The 17,969-nt window shown below is 31.5% G+C and carries 18 protein-coding genes; 8 read left to right on the top strand and 10 right to left on the bottom strand.

What is annotated here, in order from left to right:
* Nucleotides 1–103: 103 nt before the first annotated feature.
* A complete protein-coding gene (locus ABNT14_RS00350; protein WP_101901776.1) occupies nt 104–1,630 on the top strand; it encodes a T9SS type A sorting domain-containing protein in 1,527 nt (508 codons plus the stop codon).
* 103 nt (nt 1,631–1,733) lie between these two features.
* On the opposite strand, the gene ABNT14_RS00345 is transcribed toward ABNT14_RS00350, so the two are convergent.
* The 3 genes from ABNT14_RS00345 to ABNT14_RS00335 are packed head-to-tail and all read right to left on the bottom strand — an operon-like array spanning nt 1,734 to nt 2,973.
* Nucleotides 1,734–2,060 carry an MGMT family protein gene (locus ABNT14_RS00345; RefSeq protein WP_101901778.1) on the bottom strand — a complete coding sequence of 109 codons (327 nt, stop codon included), beginning with the start codon at nt 2,058–2,060 and terminating at the stop codon, nt 1,734–1,736.
* Between the two features lie 10 nt (nt 2,061–2,070).
* Complete coding sequence (trmB, locus tag ABNT14_RS00340; RefSeq protein WP_101901781.1) at nt 2,071–2,742, bottom strand: tRNA (guanosine(46)-N7)-methyltransferase TrmB; 672 nt, start codon at nt 2,740–2,742, stop codon at nt 2,071–2,073.
* Nucleotides 2,743–2,754: 12 nt separating this feature from the next.
* Nucleotides 2,755–2,973: a DUF6341 family protein gene (locus tag ABNT14_RS00335; protein ID WP_101901783.1), complete on the bottom strand. Its 219-nt coding sequence runs from the start codon at nt 2,971–2,973 to the stop codon at nt 2,755–2,757.
* Between the two features lie 42 nt (nt 2,974–3,015).
* Between ABNT14_RS00335 and ABNT14_RS00330 the strand changes: the two genes are divergently transcribed.
* Nucleotides 3,016–3,918, top strand: a complete 903-nt coding sequence (locus ABNT14_RS00330) for a DUF6427 family protein (protein WP_101901785.1) — start codon at nt 3,016–3,018, stop codon at nt 3,916–3,918.
* A 2-nt stretch (nt 3,919–3,920) separates the two neighbouring features.
* Here ABNT14_RS00330 and upp read toward each other — a convergent pair whose 3' ends face one another.
* Nucleotides 3,921–4,574, bottom strand: coding sequence for a uracil phosphoribosyltransferase (gene upp, locus ABNT14_RS00325; RefSeq protein ID WP_058884023.1), 654 nt, complete (start codon nt 4,572–4,574; stop codon nt 3,921–3,923).
* A 155-nt stretch (nt 4,575–4,729) separates the two neighbouring features.
* Nucleotides 4,730–5,509, bottom strand: a complete 780-nt coding sequence (locus ABNT14_RS00320; RefSeq protein WP_101901786.1) for an alpha/beta fold hydrolase — start codon at nt 5,507–5,509, stop codon at nt 4,730–4,732.
* Between the two features lie 92 nt (nt 5,510–5,601).
* Between ABNT14_RS00320 and brnQ the strand changes: the two genes are divergently transcribed.
* A complete protein-coding gene (gene brnQ, locus ABNT14_RS00315; protein ID WP_101901787.1) occupies nt 5,602–6,882 on the top strand; it encodes a branched-chain amino acid transport system II carrier protein in 1,281 nt (426 codons plus the stop codon).
* A gap of 116 nt (nt 6,883–6,998) precedes the next feature.
* On the opposite strand, the gene ABNT14_RS00310 is transcribed toward brnQ, so the two are convergent.
* From ABNT14_RS00310 to ABNT14_RS00300, 3 genes are all read right to left on the bottom strand, one after another.
* Entirely contained in the window at nt 6,999–7,508 is a 510-nt protein-coding gene (locus tag ABNT14_RS00310) for a DUF3575 domain-containing protein (protein WP_058884019.1), read from the bottom strand.
* Nucleotides 7,509–7,731: 223 nt separating this feature from the next.
* On the bottom strand, nt 7,732–9,837 hold the full coding sequence (gene feoB, locus ABNT14_RS00305; protein WP_101901789.1) for a ferrous iron transport protein B: 2,106 nt from the start codon (nt 9,835–9,837) through the stop codon (nt 7,732–7,734).
* Nucleotides 9,838–9,849: 12 nt separating this feature from the next.
* Nucleotides 9,850–10,074, bottom strand: a complete 225-nt coding sequence (locus tag ABNT14_RS00300) for a FeoA family protein (protein ID WP_058884017.1) — start codon at nt 10,072–10,074, stop codon at nt 9,850–9,852.
* Between the two features lie 137 nt (nt 10,075–10,211).
* Between ABNT14_RS00300 and ABNT14_RS00295 the strand changes: the two genes are divergently transcribed.
* From ABNT14_RS00295 to ABNT14_RS00285, 3 genes are all read left to right on the top strand, one after another.
* Nucleotides 10,212–11,357 carry an ATP-binding protein gene (locus tag ABNT14_RS00295; RefSeq protein WP_101901790.1) on the top strand — a complete coding sequence of 382 codons (1,146 nt, stop codon included), beginning with the start codon at nt 10,212–10,214 and terminating at the stop codon, nt 11,355–11,357.
* A gap of 67 nt (nt 11,358–11,424) precedes the next feature.
* On the top strand, nt 11,425–12,837 hold the full coding sequence (locus ABNT14_RS00290; protein ID WP_101901791.1) for a sensor histidine kinase: 1,413 nt from the start codon (nt 11,425–11,427) through the stop codon (nt 12,835–12,837).
* 4 nt (nt 12,838–12,841) lie between these two features.
* Entirely contained in the window at nt 12,842–13,624 is a 783-nt protein-coding gene (locus ABNT14_RS00285; RefSeq protein ID WP_101901792.1) for an enoyl-CoA hydratase/isomerase family protein, read from the top strand.
* A gap of 70 nt (nt 13,625–13,694) precedes the next feature.
* On the opposite strand, the gene ABNT14_RS00280 is transcribed toward ABNT14_RS00285, so the two are convergent.
* Nucleotides 13,695–14,360 (bottom strand): HD domain-containing protein, encoded by a 666-nt coding sequence (locus ABNT14_RS00280; RefSeq protein WP_101901793.1) that lies wholly within the window; start codon nt 14,358–14,360, stop codon nt 13,695–13,697.
* A gap of 99 nt (nt 14,361–14,459) precedes the next feature.
* A complete protein-coding gene (locus ABNT14_RS00275; protein WP_101901794.1) occupies nt 14,460–15,449 on the bottom strand; it encodes an aspartate-semialdehyde dehydrogenase in 990 nt (329 codons plus the stop codon).
* Between the two features lie 218 nt (nt 15,450–15,667).
* On the opposite strand from ABNT14_RS00275, the gene ABNT14_RS00270 reads away from it, so the two are divergent.
* Both ABNT14_RS00270 and ABNT14_RS00265 read left to right on the top strand, forming a co-directional pair.
* A complete protein-coding gene (locus tag ABNT14_RS00270) occupies nt 15,668–16,699 on the top strand; it encodes a rhodanese-related sulfurtransferase (protein ID WP_101901795.1) in 1,032 nt (343 codons plus the stop codon).
* A complete protein-coding gene (locus ABNT14_RS00265) occupies nt 16,699–17,946 on the top strand; it encodes a peptidase U32 family protein (protein ID WP_101901796.1) in 1,248 nt (415 codons plus the stop codon). The genes ABNT14_RS00270 and ABNT14_RS00265 overlap by 1 nt, the downstream gene beginning before the upstream one ends.
* Nucleotides 17,947–17,969: the final 23 nt, after the last annotated feature.

The raw sequence follows: 17,969 nt of genomic DNA, 5'->3' as shown, positions 1-17,969 counted from the left end.
TTCTATTTTATAGTTTATTATTAAATATAATAGAAGCAATACTGTTAAAAATTATTTGGTTTGGTCATTATTTGCTTATTTTGTGATATCTAATAAATAAAATATGAAACAAAAAGACTTTTTAAAATTATTATTTTCAGTAGCCATTAGTGTATCTTCTTTTAGTGCTACCTACGGACAACATACTTGGACTGGGGCAACTAATAATGATTGGGATACCAATACAAACTGGAGTAATAATATTGTTCCTCCAAATTCAACGGATGTAATTATTCCTAGTGGTTTAACAAATTACCCTACAAAATCAAGTGGTTTTATCTTTCTTAATAGCCTTATTTTTGAATCAGGTAGTTCTATATTGCTTGAAGGTGGTAATATTTTTAGTGATATTACTTACAAACGAAACCTTACTTCTAACTGGCATTTAATAGCATCTCCTATAAAAGACCATACCTTTGAAGCACTTATTGCTGATAACGATTTTGCAATAGGAACAGGAACGAATATTGGTATTGGTTTACATGACAATAGTCTTGCTACCCCTTGGCAATACAAAAGTGAAACCGCTACCGGAGCAATAGATAATAAATTAGGAATGGCGGTTAAGTTAAAGCCAAATTCTTCTACTATTGTTTTTAAAGGAAAAGCATTTAATGATATAGCTGTAACCAAACCTGTTGACGGAATTACTGATTTTACCTTAATTGGAAACCCATATTTAGCCTACTTAGATTCAAATCTTTTTTTTAGCAATATGGATAATTCTTTTCTTCTTAAAGAAAAAACAATTTGGCTATGGAATGGTACTGAGTATATTACAAAAAACTTAGCAGAGCCTATTAAAGTAGCGCCAACTCAAGGTTTTTTTGTTAGAGCTATAGGGTCTATAAATGTTTATCCAGCGATGTTATCTCATCAATCAACAGATGTTTTTTTAAGACAAGCACCTACACCTTCTTTTGAATTATCTGTGGCTAATAATAAAGCTAAAAAATCGACTAAAGTATTTTTTATCGATAATAAAACTACAGGATTTGATAATGGTTATGATAGTAGTATGTTTAGTGGTGTTAAAAATAAGTTTGCTGTTTTTACCCAATTAGTTTCAGATAGTAAAGGAGAAAAATTAGCAATTCAAACTTTACCTAATGCAAATTACGAAAACACAATTATACCTGTTGGTTTAATTGCTAAAGCTAAAGAAGAAATAACATTTACTGTTAATTCTAAAAACTTACCTAAAGATGTTACTATCTATTTAGAAGATAGAAAAAATAAGACATTTATTAATCTTTCTAAAAATAAACATACTATTTCTTTAGATGAAAAAAGTAATGGTATTGGGCAATTTTACATACATACTCAGGCTAAAAAATTAAATCCTGATACTGTAAATGATTTAAATAACATCAATATTTACAATTCTGATGATAAAGAAATAAGTATTTCTGGCTTACAAGGAAAAGCTGTTGTTAAAGTATATAATACTTTAGGAAAGAAATTAGTTCAAGCACAAATTAACTCTAATGGTATTAATCAGGTTTTACTTCCTCATTTATCCGCAGGAATTTATATTGTTAAATTAAATACAGATTTAGGTTCTATCACAAAGAAAATTGTTTTAAAATAAGGAGTTAATTATTCTTATAAAAACAAAAATAGGATTAAATCATTATTGATTTAATCCTATTTTTATATCATTTATATTCTTTTGAGCTTTAAGTAAAAGCCGCTTACAATTCATCTGTTGGATTCCAAAAAACAGTTTCGAAATTTTGTATTTGATTGTCAATAACAATAACTCCTTCGCTTTCTAATAATTGCTGCATCAGGTTTGTTCCATCAAAATGATGTTTTCCTGTCAACAAACCAACTCGATTTACAACTCTGTGTGCAGGAACATCTTTGGTATGTGAATTATTCATTGCCCAACCTACCATTCGTGCAGATTTGGCTGCTCCTAAATACCTTGCAATAGCACCATAACTTGTTACTCTTCCATAAGGAATTAACCTTGATACTTGGTAAACTCTTTCGAAAAAATTTTGATTACTACTCACGCAAATAAAGTTAATACTTTAACTTAAAACGGATATAAGTAATAGGTTTCCCTTTTTCTAAATATTGTTTTTCGTAAAAAGTTTGCGTAGAAGTTACTTCTTCTGGTGCCCCTTCATTTACGTAAACGTTATGATTTGCATGTAAAATTTCGTGTTTTTCACCATGTAATAAACCTAAGGTGTAACCGTGCATAAACTCGCTGTCGGTTTTTAAGTTCATAATACCGTCTTGTTTTAAAATATGATTGTATCTTTTTAAGAATGCGGTATTAGTCATTCTATGTTTTGTACGTTGATATTTTATTTGTGGATCGGGAAAAGTTATCCAAATTTCATCAACTTCATTTTCAGCAAAAATGTGGTCAACTAATTCTATTTGGGTTCTAATAAAGGCAACATTTTGCATATCGTTTTCGATAGCTGTTTTAGCACCACGCCAAAAACGAGCCCCTTTAATATCAATACCTATAAAATTTTTATTTGGATTTTTTTCTGCTAAGGCAATGGTATATTCTCCTTTACCACAACCAAGTTCTAAAACTATAGGGTTGTCGTTTTTAAAGAATGTATTCCATTTTCCTTTTAAAGAAAAATTTCCTATTACTTCTTCTCTCGTAGGTTGAAGTACGTTTTCAAACGTTTCATTTTCTTTGAAACGTTTCAGTTTATTTTTGCTTCCCAATGTGTCTGTAAATTAAGCTTTATCTTCAGTTCCTTCTTTCAAGAAAGTAGCTGATTGCCACATCCAGTATCCGAATAATAGTATTAAAATAAAAACAAACACCCAGTTTACGGCATTTGAAGTCCACCAACCTAAATCACCTTTTGCAACTTCTAATCGCAACCATTTGAAAGGTTGTAATATAAAAGTAAATAAATCTGCAATTAATCTGAAAATATTTAATCCTAACATAACTTGATTATCTTTATGTTTGCAAAAGTATAAAAAGAAACTATGTTAGCCAATTTTTTCGGTAAATCAAAACCTGTTAATTTTATGGTGCTTTTCGCACTGTTTTTAAGTTACTTTTCATTTAACTTAGTAACCAAAGATATTTCCTTAGAAACAGCAAAAGAACTACTAGGTATCTTGCTTATTTTTAGTGTTTTTAATTTTATAATTACTAAAAATAAATTAACCTTTGATAACTCTTACGCCTTTTTATTTTTTGTATTACTTACTGGTTTTTTTCCTGAAATTATTCACCTTGATAAAACTTTTTTAGCAAGTTTCAGTATCTTACTTTTTTTACGAAAAGTTTACAGCTTACAATCTGCTAAAAACAGCTTATTTAAACTATTTGACGGTGGGTTATGGCTTGGTATTTCTTTTTTAATAGAACCTTATTCACTACTTTTTGCAGTGTTATTATACACCGCTATTTACCTATACGAGCACTTTAATTATCAAACATTATTAATTCCTTTTATAGGCTTTACAAGTGTTATTTTTTTATTTTTCAGCTATTGTTTTTGGAATAATGAAATGCCCCTTTTTCACCAATTATTTGATTGGGATTTATCGTATAATATTGATTTTTATTTAACTACAAAGCATTTATTTTCAATATTATTTATCGCTATTTTAGTCTTTTATGCACTAATTTTGAAAACACCAAAAGCATTATCGGTACTAAACACCTTTAGAAAAAATTGGATTTTAACTTGTATTCACTTATTTATTGCTTTAATTACTATACTTTTAATACCACATAAAACAGGCACCGAATTGTTATTTATTTTTTTTCCGATTGCCATTATTTTAGCCAATGGAATAGAATTATTTCAAAAAAGTTGGATTTCCGATGCCCTATTATTGTTGTTTTTTAGCTGTTCAATAATCGCTAATTTTTTATAATGTTACATTTTTGTACCAAAAGCTAAATCGCCAGCATCGCCTAAACCTGGTACAATATATCCTTTATCGTCCAATTCATTATCGATATCGGCAATCCATAAATGGGTGTTTTCAGGAAAAAATTTACTAATATATTCTACCCCTTCCGATGAACCAAGAACCGATACTATTTGAATTTCTTTTGGTGTTCCATATTTTTTTATAGCATCGTAAACCGCTACTAACGAACGCCCCGAAGCAAGCATAGGATCGACCAATAACAAGGTTTTTCCTTCAATTGATGGCGAGGCAAAATACTCTACTACAATTTCAAATTCGTCATCGTTATTCGGGTGATGACGGTATGCCGATATAAAAGCATTTTCGGCATCATCAAAATAATTTAACAATCCGTTATGCAAAGGCAATCCTGCTCTTAAAATAGAGCATAAAATAATGTCGTTAACAGGTGTTTCTATTTCTTTTACGCCTAAAGGTGTTGTAACTTGATTGGTTTTAGTGGCTAATTTTTTACTCAATTCATAGCCTAATATTTCACCAATTCGTTCAATATTTCTACGAAAACGCATGGAATCTTTTTGAATTTCAACGCTTCTTATTTCTGTTAAAAATTTATTTAAAATTGAAGTTTCTTTGGCTAAGTGATCAATGTGCATGTTTAAAATAGTTTGATGCTAATTTACAAAATCTACTATAAAATAAAGCACAATGCCTAGCCCCGATTGCAGCATTTGTTTGAGCTCTTTTTTGTTTTTCCTTTTAAAAAACAAAAAAAGCGAGTGCGTAAAGCGGGAAATTGCTTCAAAAAAACTTAATCTGTAATAAATTTATGAAGGATTTTTAACAAGTTTTTTTTATTATCGATATGGCTCATATGCCCGCCACTGACCCCATATAAAGGCGTATTTGTGCGCTTTGCCTGTTCGGAAATTTCTTTAAAATTTAATATTGAATCGTTTTTCCCTGCAATAATTAAACGGTTTTCAACGCCTTGTAAAACGGCTTCGGTATTTGCTCTTATACGCATTCCTTGGCTTGCCGAAATATAACTTTGAGCCGTAATTTTGAAGGCTTCTTTTTTCATTTGTGCTATTTCTGCAGGAAAATCTGCCTTGTTTTTTGCTGTAAATAAATTAGAAATAGACATTTTTAGCAAACTTTCATAATTATTTTCTGCCATTTTACAGGCTCTTTCACGTACGTTTTTTTTGTTTTGATCATCGGCTGATGCGCTTGAATTTAACAAGCATATTCCTTTTATTTTCTTCGGATATTTTTCAGACAACGCCAATGCCACATAGCCTCCCATAGAATGACCAACTATATGAAATTGCTCAATATTTAAGGTTTTTAAAACCGATTTTACCGCCAAAGCCATTGCTTGCATTGTATGAATTTCAGCTAAAGAATCGGTTTTTCCATGCCCCAATAAATCAATGCAAATTACCCGATTTGTTTTTGATAAATTACAAACCACATCTTCCCACATTTTGGAACTTTCTAAAAAACCATGTAATAAAACAAGGGCTTTTCCTTTGCCTAATTCGGTGTAAAAAATTTTAATATTTTTATAAATTATATAATTTTCCATAAATTTTAAAATAGCACTATTTTTTGAAGAGTTTTAATACTTTTGCACCCCTTTAATTTCACCATTATTTATATTTATAAAAGTACTTAAAAATGAACAAAACGAAAGATATATACGTTACAGGTTTCGCTTTATTTTCTATGTTTTTTGGCGCAGGAAACTTAATATTACCTCCTTATTTAGGTAAAAATGCCGCTGATTTATGGAGTTGGGTAACTCTTGGTTTTTTTATTACCGCCGTTTTTATTCCTATTTTAGGAATTTTAGCCCACGCAAAATTACAAGGAACTATGTACGATTTTGGTAAAAAAGTATCGCCTATTTTTAGTAGCGCTTACTGCCTAATTGTCTATGCTATTGCAGTGGCTTTACCCTCCCCAAGAACCGCTTCGGTTACTCACGAAATGGCAATTGCTCCTTATTTTGAAAGCAGTTCTTTAATAACAAGTTTGCTCTATTTCAGCTTGGTTTTTATTTTTGTAATGAACAGAAATAAAGTGTTAGATTTATTAGGAAAGTTTTTAACTCCTTTAATTATATTTATATTATTAGCCATTATTATTGTGGGAATATTTACCACGCCAAGCGCAATGAACCCCTCAATATTCGATGCGCCTTTTGTAAGCGGTTTGCTAGAAGGCTATCAAACTTTTGACGCTATTGGTGCCGTGGTTGTTGGTGGTGTGTTGGTTGTTTCGATGAATTTTAATAAAAATACCTCTTTCGAAATTAAAAAAGATTTAATTACCAAAGCAGGTTTTATAGCAGGTTTAGGGCTTTTAGTTATTTACGCAGGGCTTATTTATAACGGTGCATTATTTAACACTGTTTTTGCCGATGATGCCACTCGTTCAGAGGTTTTAAGCACTTTGAGTTCGCAAACTTTAGGAAATATTGGAACCTTATTTTTAGGTGTTTTGGTTGCCTTGGCATGTTTTACCACAGCGGTTGGGCTTATTACAGGAACAGCAGATTATATAAAAGGGATTTGCAAAAATTCGGATAAAGCATATATGGCAACGGCTATTTTTGCCTGTGTTGTAGGGGTTTTAGTTGGGCAGTTTGACGTAAAATACATCATAAATATTGCCCTACCTGCCTTGATGCTTGTTTATCCGACTACTATTGTTTTAATTATTTTAAACTTATTAGCTGATAAATATGCTTCAGGAATTGTTTTTAAAGCAGTAGTTTATATTACCTTAATTTTCAGTATTCCTGATGTTTTAGATTTTATTATTGATAAAGAACATTTAGCAGCTATCAAAAATTTTATTCCGCTAGCAACCCATAATTTAGGATGGGTTTTACCAGCAATTATCAGTTTTATTATTGCGAATATTTTTCAGATGAAAAAGCAAAAAAGCGCTTAAAAAAAGACTTTTACCACTAGAAATAAAAACCCCGATATACATCTTTCAAAAGATATATATCGGGGTTTTTATTTAACTTTCTATTGTTGATTTTTCATCAAAAAAAGATGAAATTTCTAAAATCTATATCCTAAATTGATACCAACTCTAGGCACAACAACTGGTGATTTTGAGGTAAACATATTTCTTCCTAAACCTGCATAAACATCAAGTACAAAACCACCTGATGACACATATTTAGATCCAATTGCCAAACCTAAAGCACCATCGGTATATTTTTCTTCTATGTTTTCAACAACTCCCGCTGTTTCAACTTTTTTGTCTTTTTCGCCACCGTTAATTCCCATAAAAACCTCTCCAAAATAATTCCAATTGCTATTATCTGTAAAATAATGACGGAAATAAGGCGTAATCATCCAGTTTTCATTATATCTAAAATCTTTGGATTTTTTTTCAAAATTAATCAATGTTGAAAGCCCTACTGATGAACGTTCGGTAGTGTAATATTCATAAGAAACTTCTACTGTTTTAAGCGCCAAAGCATCTAAAAGATCTACCTTAACTTCTTGTTGTGCCTGTGCAAATGAACCGATAAAAAGTACCGCTATTAAAAGTGTTTTTTTCATGTTTTAATTTTAAATGAATTGTATTTTAACTAAATAGTCAATTATAATACCACAAAAATACATTAATTGTTTATTTCAAAACAAAATTAGACACTCTTTTCTATGAAGAACAATCGCAATTCGTAGCGCAGCCTTTTTGCTGTTTATCTTTAATAAAAAATTTATTTACTAAAAACAATACTGCAAAACCTACAGCTATATACGTTATAATTTCTTGCATTATCTATCGTAGTATTTGATAGGCTAAAAAAGCCGATAAATATGCCAAAGATCCCATTCCAAAAAGTTGTAGCATTGGCCATTTCCAACTTTTAGTTTCTCTTTTAACAATTGCTAAAGTTCCCATACATTGCATTGCGAAAGCATAAAACAATAATAATGACATTCCTGTAGCAAAATTGAAGCGTTTTTCTCCCGTTTCTTCGTTTATTTCAGAGGCCATTTTTGCTTTAATCGTAGCGATATTATCATCATTATTTTCAACGCTATAAATAGTTGCCAATGTTCCGATAAAAACCTCTCTTGCTGCAAAAGAAGCAATTAATCCGATACCTATTTTCCAATCATAACCAAGCGGTTTTACAATTGGTTCAATTGCTTTCCCTGCCATTCCGATATAAGAATTTTCTAATTTTATAGAAGCTATTTTTTGTGATAATTCTTGTTTTGACAACTGCTGATTTGCTGTATTTTCTGTAACATTTTTTTCGGCATTTTTAAAATTCGAAGCTCCGTTAGAAGCTAAAAACCACAATACAATTGAAATCGCTAAAATAATTTTTCCTGCATCAAAAACAAAGGCTTTGGTTTTTTCCAATACATCAAAAAATACATTTTTTACTGATGGAATTTTATAATTAGGCATTTCCATTACAAAAAATGAGGTGTTTTTTATCTTTAATGTTTTATGTAAAATATACGCACCAATAATTGCCGAACCAAAACCAAGCGCATATAATCCTAACAAAGTTAAACCCTGTAAACCTATAAAACCAAACAATTTAGTATCAGGAATTATCAAGGCAATTAAAATAGCATATACTGGCAAACGCGCCGCACAGGTAGTAAATGGTGTTACTAAAATGGTTATTAAACGCTCTTTCCAGCTTGTAATTGTTCGGGTTGCCATAATTGCAGGAATTGCACAGGCTGTTCCCGAAATTAATGGAAAAACACTTTTACCACTCATTCCAAAACGACGCATAATTTTATCCATTAAAAAAACCACCCGACTCATATAGCCTGTTTCTTCTAAAATGGCGATGAAAAAAAATAAAATAACTATTTGCGGAATAAAAATAAGCACTCCGCCTATTCCAGGGATAATTCCTTCGGATAACAAATCGGTAAACATTCCTACTGGTAAATTCGATTTGGCAAGGTCTGAAATACTCGCAAATAAACCGTCAATAAAATCCATCGGAGCAGATGCCCACTCAAAAACCGATTGAAATATCAATAATAATAATCCGAAGAAAATGAAATATCCGAATATTTTATGGGTAAAAATAGTATCTAATTTTGAACGAATATCTGTTGCTTTTGAAGCGTCAATTTGATAGGTTTTCTTTAAAGTATCATTTATTTTCTGATAGCGATAAATGGTTTCTTTGTGCTGGTATTTTTTTTGTTTAGATACATCATGGCTAAACAATTCTAAGGCTTTTTTTTCGGTTGAGTAAAGTAAAGAGCTATGCTGTTTTGTAAGCATCATCCATAATTCATAGACTGAAAATTTAGTGCTTTTTTGAGCTAATTCTTCAAAATAATCAGCATCAATTTTAGTGGTGATTTCCTTAAAATTAGAATATACTTCTAAATTATCATACTTTTCTATTGCTTGTTTTAGAACATCAATTCCTTGATTTTTTCTAGCAGATATTAAAACCACTTTGGTATGTAATTCTTTTTCTAAATTTTCAATATCAATAGAAATCCCTTTAGTTTTCATTTGATCCGCCATATTTAAGGCTAAAATGATCGGAATTTCTAAATCTTGAATTTGAGAAAAAAGCAATAAGTTTCGCTTTAAATTTTCAACATCGGCAACAATTACAATTACGTCTGGTTTTTCGTCTTCATTTGAATTTAGCAAACTTTTTAAAACAATGCTTTCATCCATCGAAGTTGGATTAATACTATAAGTTCCTGGTAAATCGGTAATAATTGCTGTGCTATTTTCTGATAATTGGCAAGTTCCTGATTTTTTATCAACTGTAACCCCAGGATAATTTCCAACTTTTTGAGTTAAGCCTGTTAATTGATTAAATAAAGAAGTTTTTCCTGTGTTCGGGTTTCCTATTAATGCTACTTTTATACGTTTACTCATTGATTATATCCGTTAAATTTTGGTAATTAAAATTTGGCTAGCCATCTCTTTTCGAATTGCTAAATGGCTTCCGTTTACGCAGATATATATCGGATCTTTTAAGGGCGCAATTTGCAACAATTCGACTTCTGTTCCAGGCAAACAGCCCATTTCTAATAATTTTAAAGGAATAACATCTAATGATTCTTCGGATATAATTCCACTCTCACCAATTTGTAAACTTGCAATTGAACTCAAAATAATACGTATAATATTGACTAACAAAGATACTAAAATAGAACGATTCTAAACAATTAGTCTGTAACAATCTTGCTATTTCTTTTTATTGATTGCTTGGTGTATTTTGCTATTATTTGAAATCTTATATTTGTTGCATGACTTTCGATAAAATTATAGGGCAAGAACATATTAAAAAACATTTACAGCAATCTGCGGATAACAACCGAATACCTCACGCACAACTTTTTGTTGGTAAAGAGGGTTCAGGAACGCTGCCTATGGCAATTGCCTACGCCCAGTATTTGCTATGTAATTCGTCAAATAATGCGGATGCTTGCAATTTAAAATGCAACAAATTACAACATCCTGATTTGCATTTTGCTTTTCCTGTAACCACCAACGATGCGGTAAAAAAACACCCTGTTAGTAATTTATTTTTAGCCGATTGGCGTTCTTTTATTGAAAAACAACCCTACGGAAGTCTTTTTAATTGGTCACAACAAATTGGGGTTGAAAATAAACAAGGTCAAATTGGAGTTGATGAAGCTTTTGATATTGTTAAAAAACTGCAATTAAAATCATACGAAGGTGGTTTTAAAGTGATGATAATTTGGATGGCAGAAAAAATGAATATCGCTTCGGCAAACAAATTATTAAAACTTATTGAAGAACCGCCCGAAAAAACAGTTTTTATACTGATAACCGAAGATGAAGAGCAAATTATAAACACCATAAAATCGCGCTGTCAGGCATTAAATTTCCCTGCTTTAAGCGAAGCTGATATTGCCAATGCCTTGGTTAAAAACAAACAGGTATCAGAAAATGAAGCCATTAAAATAGCGCATCAATCCGAAGGAAATTACAACAAAGCACTGCATATTTTAAACAATAATTCGAACGATTTAATTTTTGAACAATGGTTTATTACTTGGATTCGTGCCGCTTTTAAAGCCAAAGGAAATGCGGCTGTTATTCAAGATTTAATAGACTGGTCAGAAACCATTGCAAAAGCAGGACGAGAAACACAAAAACAGTTTTTACAATATTGCTTGCAATTTTTTAGACAAGCATTATTATTAAATTATGGCGCAAATGATTTGGTCTTTTTAGAAACAAAAACACCTAATTTTCAATTAGCAAAATTCGCACCTTTTATTCATAGCGGAAATATTTTAATTATTGATAAAGAACTAAATGATGCGCAATATCATATTGAGAGAAACGGTAATCCTAAAATTATTTTGTTAGATTTATCAATTAAATTAACCCGACTTTTACATAGTAAGGAAGAAAAAGCGTAAACCCTAAAAACCACACAATTTGCTAAAAATCAATAACATATCACTACAGATTAGAATTTTCCTTTCCATGATATTATTGGTATTATTGGCATCGGTTTTAATTGTTACAGTAACCATAATTCAATACGGCGAACAAACCCAAGACTATAATATTCAGCGCTTTAATAGGAAAGAAAGCGCTACAAAACACGATATAGAAATTGAGTTAAAACGCAAAACAACTTACCCGATTACCACCGATAATTTAGCCAAAATATTTCAAGACCGAATTTACGATATCGCCTATGTTCATAAATTAACCGTGTCAATGTACGACATGAATGGGCGGCTTTTAAAATCGTCAATTCCCTATAATTTTGATCAAAAAAAAGCACCCAATTTAACCACAGAAATTGTTACTGAACTGGCTAATAATTCCAATCATAAAATTTTAAAAAGCCGAAATAATAAAGGAATTACTTATCAATCATCATATACCTATATAAACGATACCCGCTTTAAACGAATTGGACTTTTAGAGCTGCAAATAGCCCAAGATAACGAAGAGCAAAAGCAGGAATTACGAGAATTTATATCACGTTTATTGCTTGTCTATTTACTGATGTTTGTTATTGCTATTGCATTGGCATATTTTTTATCGAGCTATATTACACGCTCTATTCAAACGATTTCTGAAAAAATTAAAGAAACACGTTTAAATCAACGAAACGAAAAAATCACTTTAAATTCGGCAAGTTCAGAGATAAATTCATTAGTTGATTCGTATAATAATATGATTGATCAACTAGAAGAAAGCGCCGTAAAACTAGCCAAAAGCGAACGAGAACAAGCCTGGCGAGAAATGGCAAAACAGGTGGCACATGAAATTAAAAATCCGCTAACACCGATGCGCTTATCGGTACAAAGTTTTGAAAGAAGATTTAATCCTGAAGATCCAAAAATTAAAGATAAACTAGCTGAATATAGCGAAACACTTATTCAACAAATTGATGTAATGAGTGCTATTGCTTCTGCATTTTCTGATTTTGCAAAAATGCCCACACAGCGTCGTGAAAAACTCGATGTCGTAGATGTTGTAAAACATTCGTTAGATATTTTTACCGAAGATTACATTTATTTTGTTCCCAAAGAACCCGAATTATTTGCCTATTTAGATAAAACACAATTAATTAGAGTTTTAACAAACTTAGTTAAAAACGCTACACAAGCAATTAAAGAAGATGAAAAAAATCCGAGAATTGAAGTAAAAGTAACATCCGAAGGAAATAACGTAAAAATTACCGTTTCTGATAACGGAAAAGGTATTACAACTAAAAATAAAGAATTAATTTTTGAACCTAAATTTACCACAAAAACAAGTGGAATGGGCTTAGGTTTAGCCATGATAAAAAATATAATTGAAGCCTATGATGGTTCTATTAACTTCACATCAACAGAAGGAATTGGAACTATTTTCACTGTAATTTTACCAAAAACTTAATCATATGAATTTCGAAAACATTTTAGTAAAAACCGCTAACGGATTAGCAACAATTACCATTAACAGACCTAAAAAGTTAAATGCTTTAAACAGTGCTACCATTAACGAATTAAGTACTGTTTTTGAAAATTTAGAAGATGATACTAGCGTAAAAACAATCATTATTACTGGAAGCGGAGAAAAAGCCTTTGTAGCGGGTGCAGATATTTCAGAATTTGCAAATTTTACTACAGAAGAAGGTGAAAGGTTAGCTAAATTTGGGCAGGAATCGTTATTTGATTTAGTTGAAAATTTATCAACCCCTGTAATTGCAGTTATTAATGGTTTTGCCTTAGGTGGCGGATTAGAATTGGCAATGGCTTGTCATTTTAGAATTGCTTCTGACAATGCAAAAATGGGCTTACCTGAAGTTTCTTTAGGGGTAATTCCTGGCTACGGAGGCACACAACGCTTGCCTCAATTAGTTGGTAAAGGAAAAGCAATGGAATTAATTATGACCGCAGCTATGATTTCTGCTGAACAAGCAAAAAATTGGGGCTTAGTAAATTATGTAGTTCCTCAAGAGGAATTACTGCCTTTAGCAGAAAAATTAGCAGGTAAAATAATGCGTAATTCATCGGTAGCAATTAGTGCTGCAATTAGAGCTGTTAACGATAATTTTAAAGACGGAATTAATGGCTACGAAACTGAAATTGCCGAGTTTGGCGATTCTTTTTCTACAGCTGATTTTAAAGAAGGAACAACAGCTTTTTTAGAAAAAAGAAAACCAAATTTTCCAGGAGAATAAGAGCCTGTTTAATTTTTAAGAAGCAGCTAGAAAACTAGCTGCTTTTTTATATTCTAATAAGCTCTAAAAATTACAATACACCATTAATTTCAGCATCAAATTGAGTTAAAAAATCCTGCATATATTCATGCCTAGCAAGGGCAATTTTTTTAGCTGTTTTAGTATTCATTTTATCTTTTAAAAGCAATAATTTTTCATAAAAATGATTAATTGTTGGAGCTGTTGAATTTTTATATTCGGTTTTTGTCATCTTTAAATTTGCAGGTATTTCAGGGTCGTATAAACCACGGTTTTTAAAGCCGCCGTAATTAAAACAACGGGCAATTCCGATAGCGCCAATTGCATCTAACCTATCGGCATCTTGAATTACCGCCAATTCTGGGGAGCTAAATTTTTGAGCTGATGACAACTTATCTAAGCTGATTTTAAAGGAGATATGTTTAATAATATTTTCTATATGAAGAATTATTGATTCATTTAATTGCTGATTTTCTAAAAATTGACGCGCCATTTTAGGAGCAATTGTTTCATCGCCATTATAAAATTTAGCATCGGCAATATCGTGTAGTAAAGCACCTAACGATACTATAAAAATATCTACCTTTTCATCCTTAGCAATTAACAACGCATTTTTATAAACACGTTCTATATGAAACCAATCATGCCCGGCTTCTGCTCCTTGCAAGGTTTTTTTTACAAAGGTAATCGTGTTTTCTATTATCTGATTTTCATTCATCTTTCAAAAATAAAAAAATCCTGTGCTATAAACACAGGATTTTAACTATATATAAAACAAGCGATAAAATTAATCAACCTATAAAATTATCTCTTAAAACTAAAGTAACTTATTAGCCACTAAATATTCGGCAATTTGAATGGTGTTTGTGGCGGCTCCTTTTCGTAAATTATCGGCAACTATCCACATATTTAAGGTGTTTGGTTGCGATTCATCTCTTCGGATTCGTCCTACAAAAACTTCATCTTTATTATGTGCCAAAATTGGCATCGGATATACATTATTTTGCACATCATCTTGTACAATTATACCGTCGGTTTTACCTAAAATTTCACGTACAGTTGCTAAGTCGAAATCATTTTCAAACTGCACATTTACAGCTTCTGAATGTCCGCCTGCCGTAGGAATTCGAACTGCGGTTGCTGTTACAGAAAAAGAATCATCGCCTAAAATCTTTTTTGGTTCTTTGACTAATTTCATTTCTTCTTTGGTATAACCGTTTTCTAAAAACACATCGCAATGTGGCAAGGCATTTCTTCCAATTGGATGTGGATATACCATTTCGCCATCAATCCCTGCCTCTTCATTATCTAATTGCTGAACCGCTTTTACGCCCGTTCCTGAAACCGATTGATAGGTAGAAATCACCACACGTTTCATCTTATATTTTTCATGTAAAGGTCCTAACGCCATCACTAATTGAATGGTCGAACAATTCGGGTTTGCTATTATTTTATCCTGAGCAGTTAAAACATTTCCGTTAATTTCAGGAACGACTAATTTCTTAGTATCATCCATTCTCCATGCCGATGAATTATCAATAACGGTTGTTCCTGCTTCGGCAAATTTAGGTGCCCAAATTAAAGAGGTTTCGCCTCCTGCTGAAAACAATGCTACATCAGGTTTCATAGCTACGGCTGTTTGCAAACCTACAACCGAATATTTTTTTCCTTTAAATTCAATTTGATTTCCTACCGAACGTTCCGATGCAACAGGAATTAATTCTGTTACAGGAAAATTACGTTCTGCTAATATTTGTAACATTACATTACCGACCATTCCTGTGGCTCCTACAACTGCTACTTTCATTTTTATTATTTTATAATAAGTTACTATTTTTATACAAAGATTTAAAAAAAACAAATCACTTTTAATAGTTTACTCTGATATTTTTTAAAAAACCTTAAAAAATATCAAATTACTTCAAAAAGTCTATTTTTAAACAGTAAAGTATAAAAAAATAGTACATTTGTATTGATTTTTTATATAAATCATCACATTTTGTATCACTTAAAAACAAGTATAGCATGCAACTGTACAATAAATTAAGCGCTAATGAGCGTGCTGCTTTAATCGATGAAGCAGGGAAAGACCGTATTACTATTTCATTTTATCAGTATTATAAAATAGAAAACCCTCAACTTTTTAGAGATAAATTGTTCTTAGAATGGAACGAATTAGATGTTTTAGGTAGAACCTACGTTTCTTACGAAGGAATTAACGCCCAAATATCAGTAGCTTCTGAAAATTTCTTAGCCCTAAAAGAACAATTAGATGCTATTTCATTTTTAAAAGATATTCGATTAAATGTAGCTGTTGAGCATAACAATAAATCGTTTTTAAAACTAAAAGTAAAGGTTCGTAAAAAAATTGTTGCTGATGGTTTAAATGATGAAACTTTTGATGTAACCAATAAAGGTGTGCACTTAAATGCCAAAGATTTTAATGAAATGCTAGCAAACCCAAACACGGTTTGTGTAGATATGCGAAATCATTACGAAAGTGAAATTGGTCATTTTGACGGTGCAGTAACACCCGATGTTGATACTTTTAGAGATTCATTAGATATTATTGAACAAGATTTAAAAGATAACAAAGAAGATAAAAATCTATTGATGTATTGTACTGGTGGAATCCGTTGCGAAAAAGCATCGGCATATTACAAACACAAAGGTTTTAAAAATGTTTTTCAGCTAGAAGGCGGAATTATTGAATATACGCGTCAGGTAAAAGATGAGGGAATCGAAAATAAATTTATCGGTAAAAATTTTGTTTTTGACCACAGAAGAGCTGAACGAATTACCGATGATGTAGTTTCTAATTGTCATCAATGTGGGAAATCTTGCGATAATCACACCAATTGTGCCAATGAAGGTTGTCATTTATTGTTTATTCAATGTGATGAATGTGCTGAAAAAACAGAAAATACCTGTTCAACCGATTGTCAGGAAATTATTCAATTATCTTGGGAAGAACAAAAAGCCTTGCGAAAAGGTACACATGCTAGTAATAAAATCTTCAAAAAAGGACGCTCTGAAGTGCTAAAATTCAAGAAATAATGCAAAAAATAGAATTAATGGCACCTGCTGGTAACTTCGAATCGTTACAGGCTGCCTTAGATAATGGTTGTGATTCTATCTATTTTGGGGTAGAGCAATTAAATATGCGCGCTAGAGCAACCGTGAATTTTACCTTAGATGATTTAGACGAAATTTCAAAACGTTGTTCAGAAAAAGGAGTTAGAACCTATTTAACTTTAAATACTATTGTATATGACCATGATTTATCAATTGTAAAAACCTTGATAAATAGTGCTAAAAAAGCAAATATTACAGCCGTAATCGCTATGGATCAAGCGGTAATTGCCATGGCAAGAACTGCACAAATGGAAGTGCATATTTCAACACAAATTAATATTACAAACATTGAAACTGTGAAGTTTTACGCAATGTTTGCCGATACAATTGTATTGAGTAGAGAACTTAGTTTGCGTCAGGTAAAAAGTATTACTGAACAAATTGAAAAAGAAGCTATCAAAGGACCTGCAGGACGTTTACTCGAAGTTGAAATATTCGGACACGGTGCTTTATGTATGGCGGTTTCGGGTAAATGTTATATGAGTTTACATTCGCATAATTCATCAGCAAATAGAGGTGCTTGTAAACAAAACTGCCGTAAAAAATATACCGTAATTGACCAAGAATCTGGTTTCGAAATGGAATTAGATAACGAATATATTATGTCGCCAAAAGATTTATGTACTATTGATTTTCTTGACCAAGTTGCCGATGCAGGAATTAAAGTCCTAAAAATTGAAGGACGAGGAAGAGCGCCTGAATATGTAGCGAAAGTGATTAAATGTTACCGAGAAGCAATTGATGATATTGCCAAAGGAACTTACAGCAAAGAAAAAGTTATCGGCTGGATGCAAGAACTTGAAAAAGTATACAATCGTGGGTTTTGGAATGGCTATTATTTAGGGCAAAAATTAGGCGAATGGAGTAAAGAACCTGGTTCACATGCTACTCAGAAAAAAGTATATCTTGGTAAAGGAATGCACTATTTTTCAAAAGCTGAAATTGGACAATTTAAAATTGAAGCCTACGACCTAACAATTGGCGATACCATTTTAATTACAGGACCTACTACAGGCGCTCAAGAAATGGAATTAAAAAGTATGTTTGTTGATGATAAAGAAGCACAAACAGCCACTAAAGGAGATGAAGTTACCATGAAATTAGACTTCAAAATTCGTGCTTCGGATAAATTATATAAAATTGTAAAAACTGAATTTGCTAAAAATTAACAAGATAAATTTATATAATTTAA

Source organism: Tenacibaculum dicentrarchi, assembly GCF_964036635.1.
Lineage (GTDB): Bacteria > Bacteroidota > Bacteroidia > Flavobacteriales > Flavobacteriaceae > Polaribacter > Polaribacter dicentrarchi.
The sequence above is the reverse complement of the archived record's forward strand: the minus strand, read 5'-3'. Positions and strand labels throughout refer to the sequence as shown.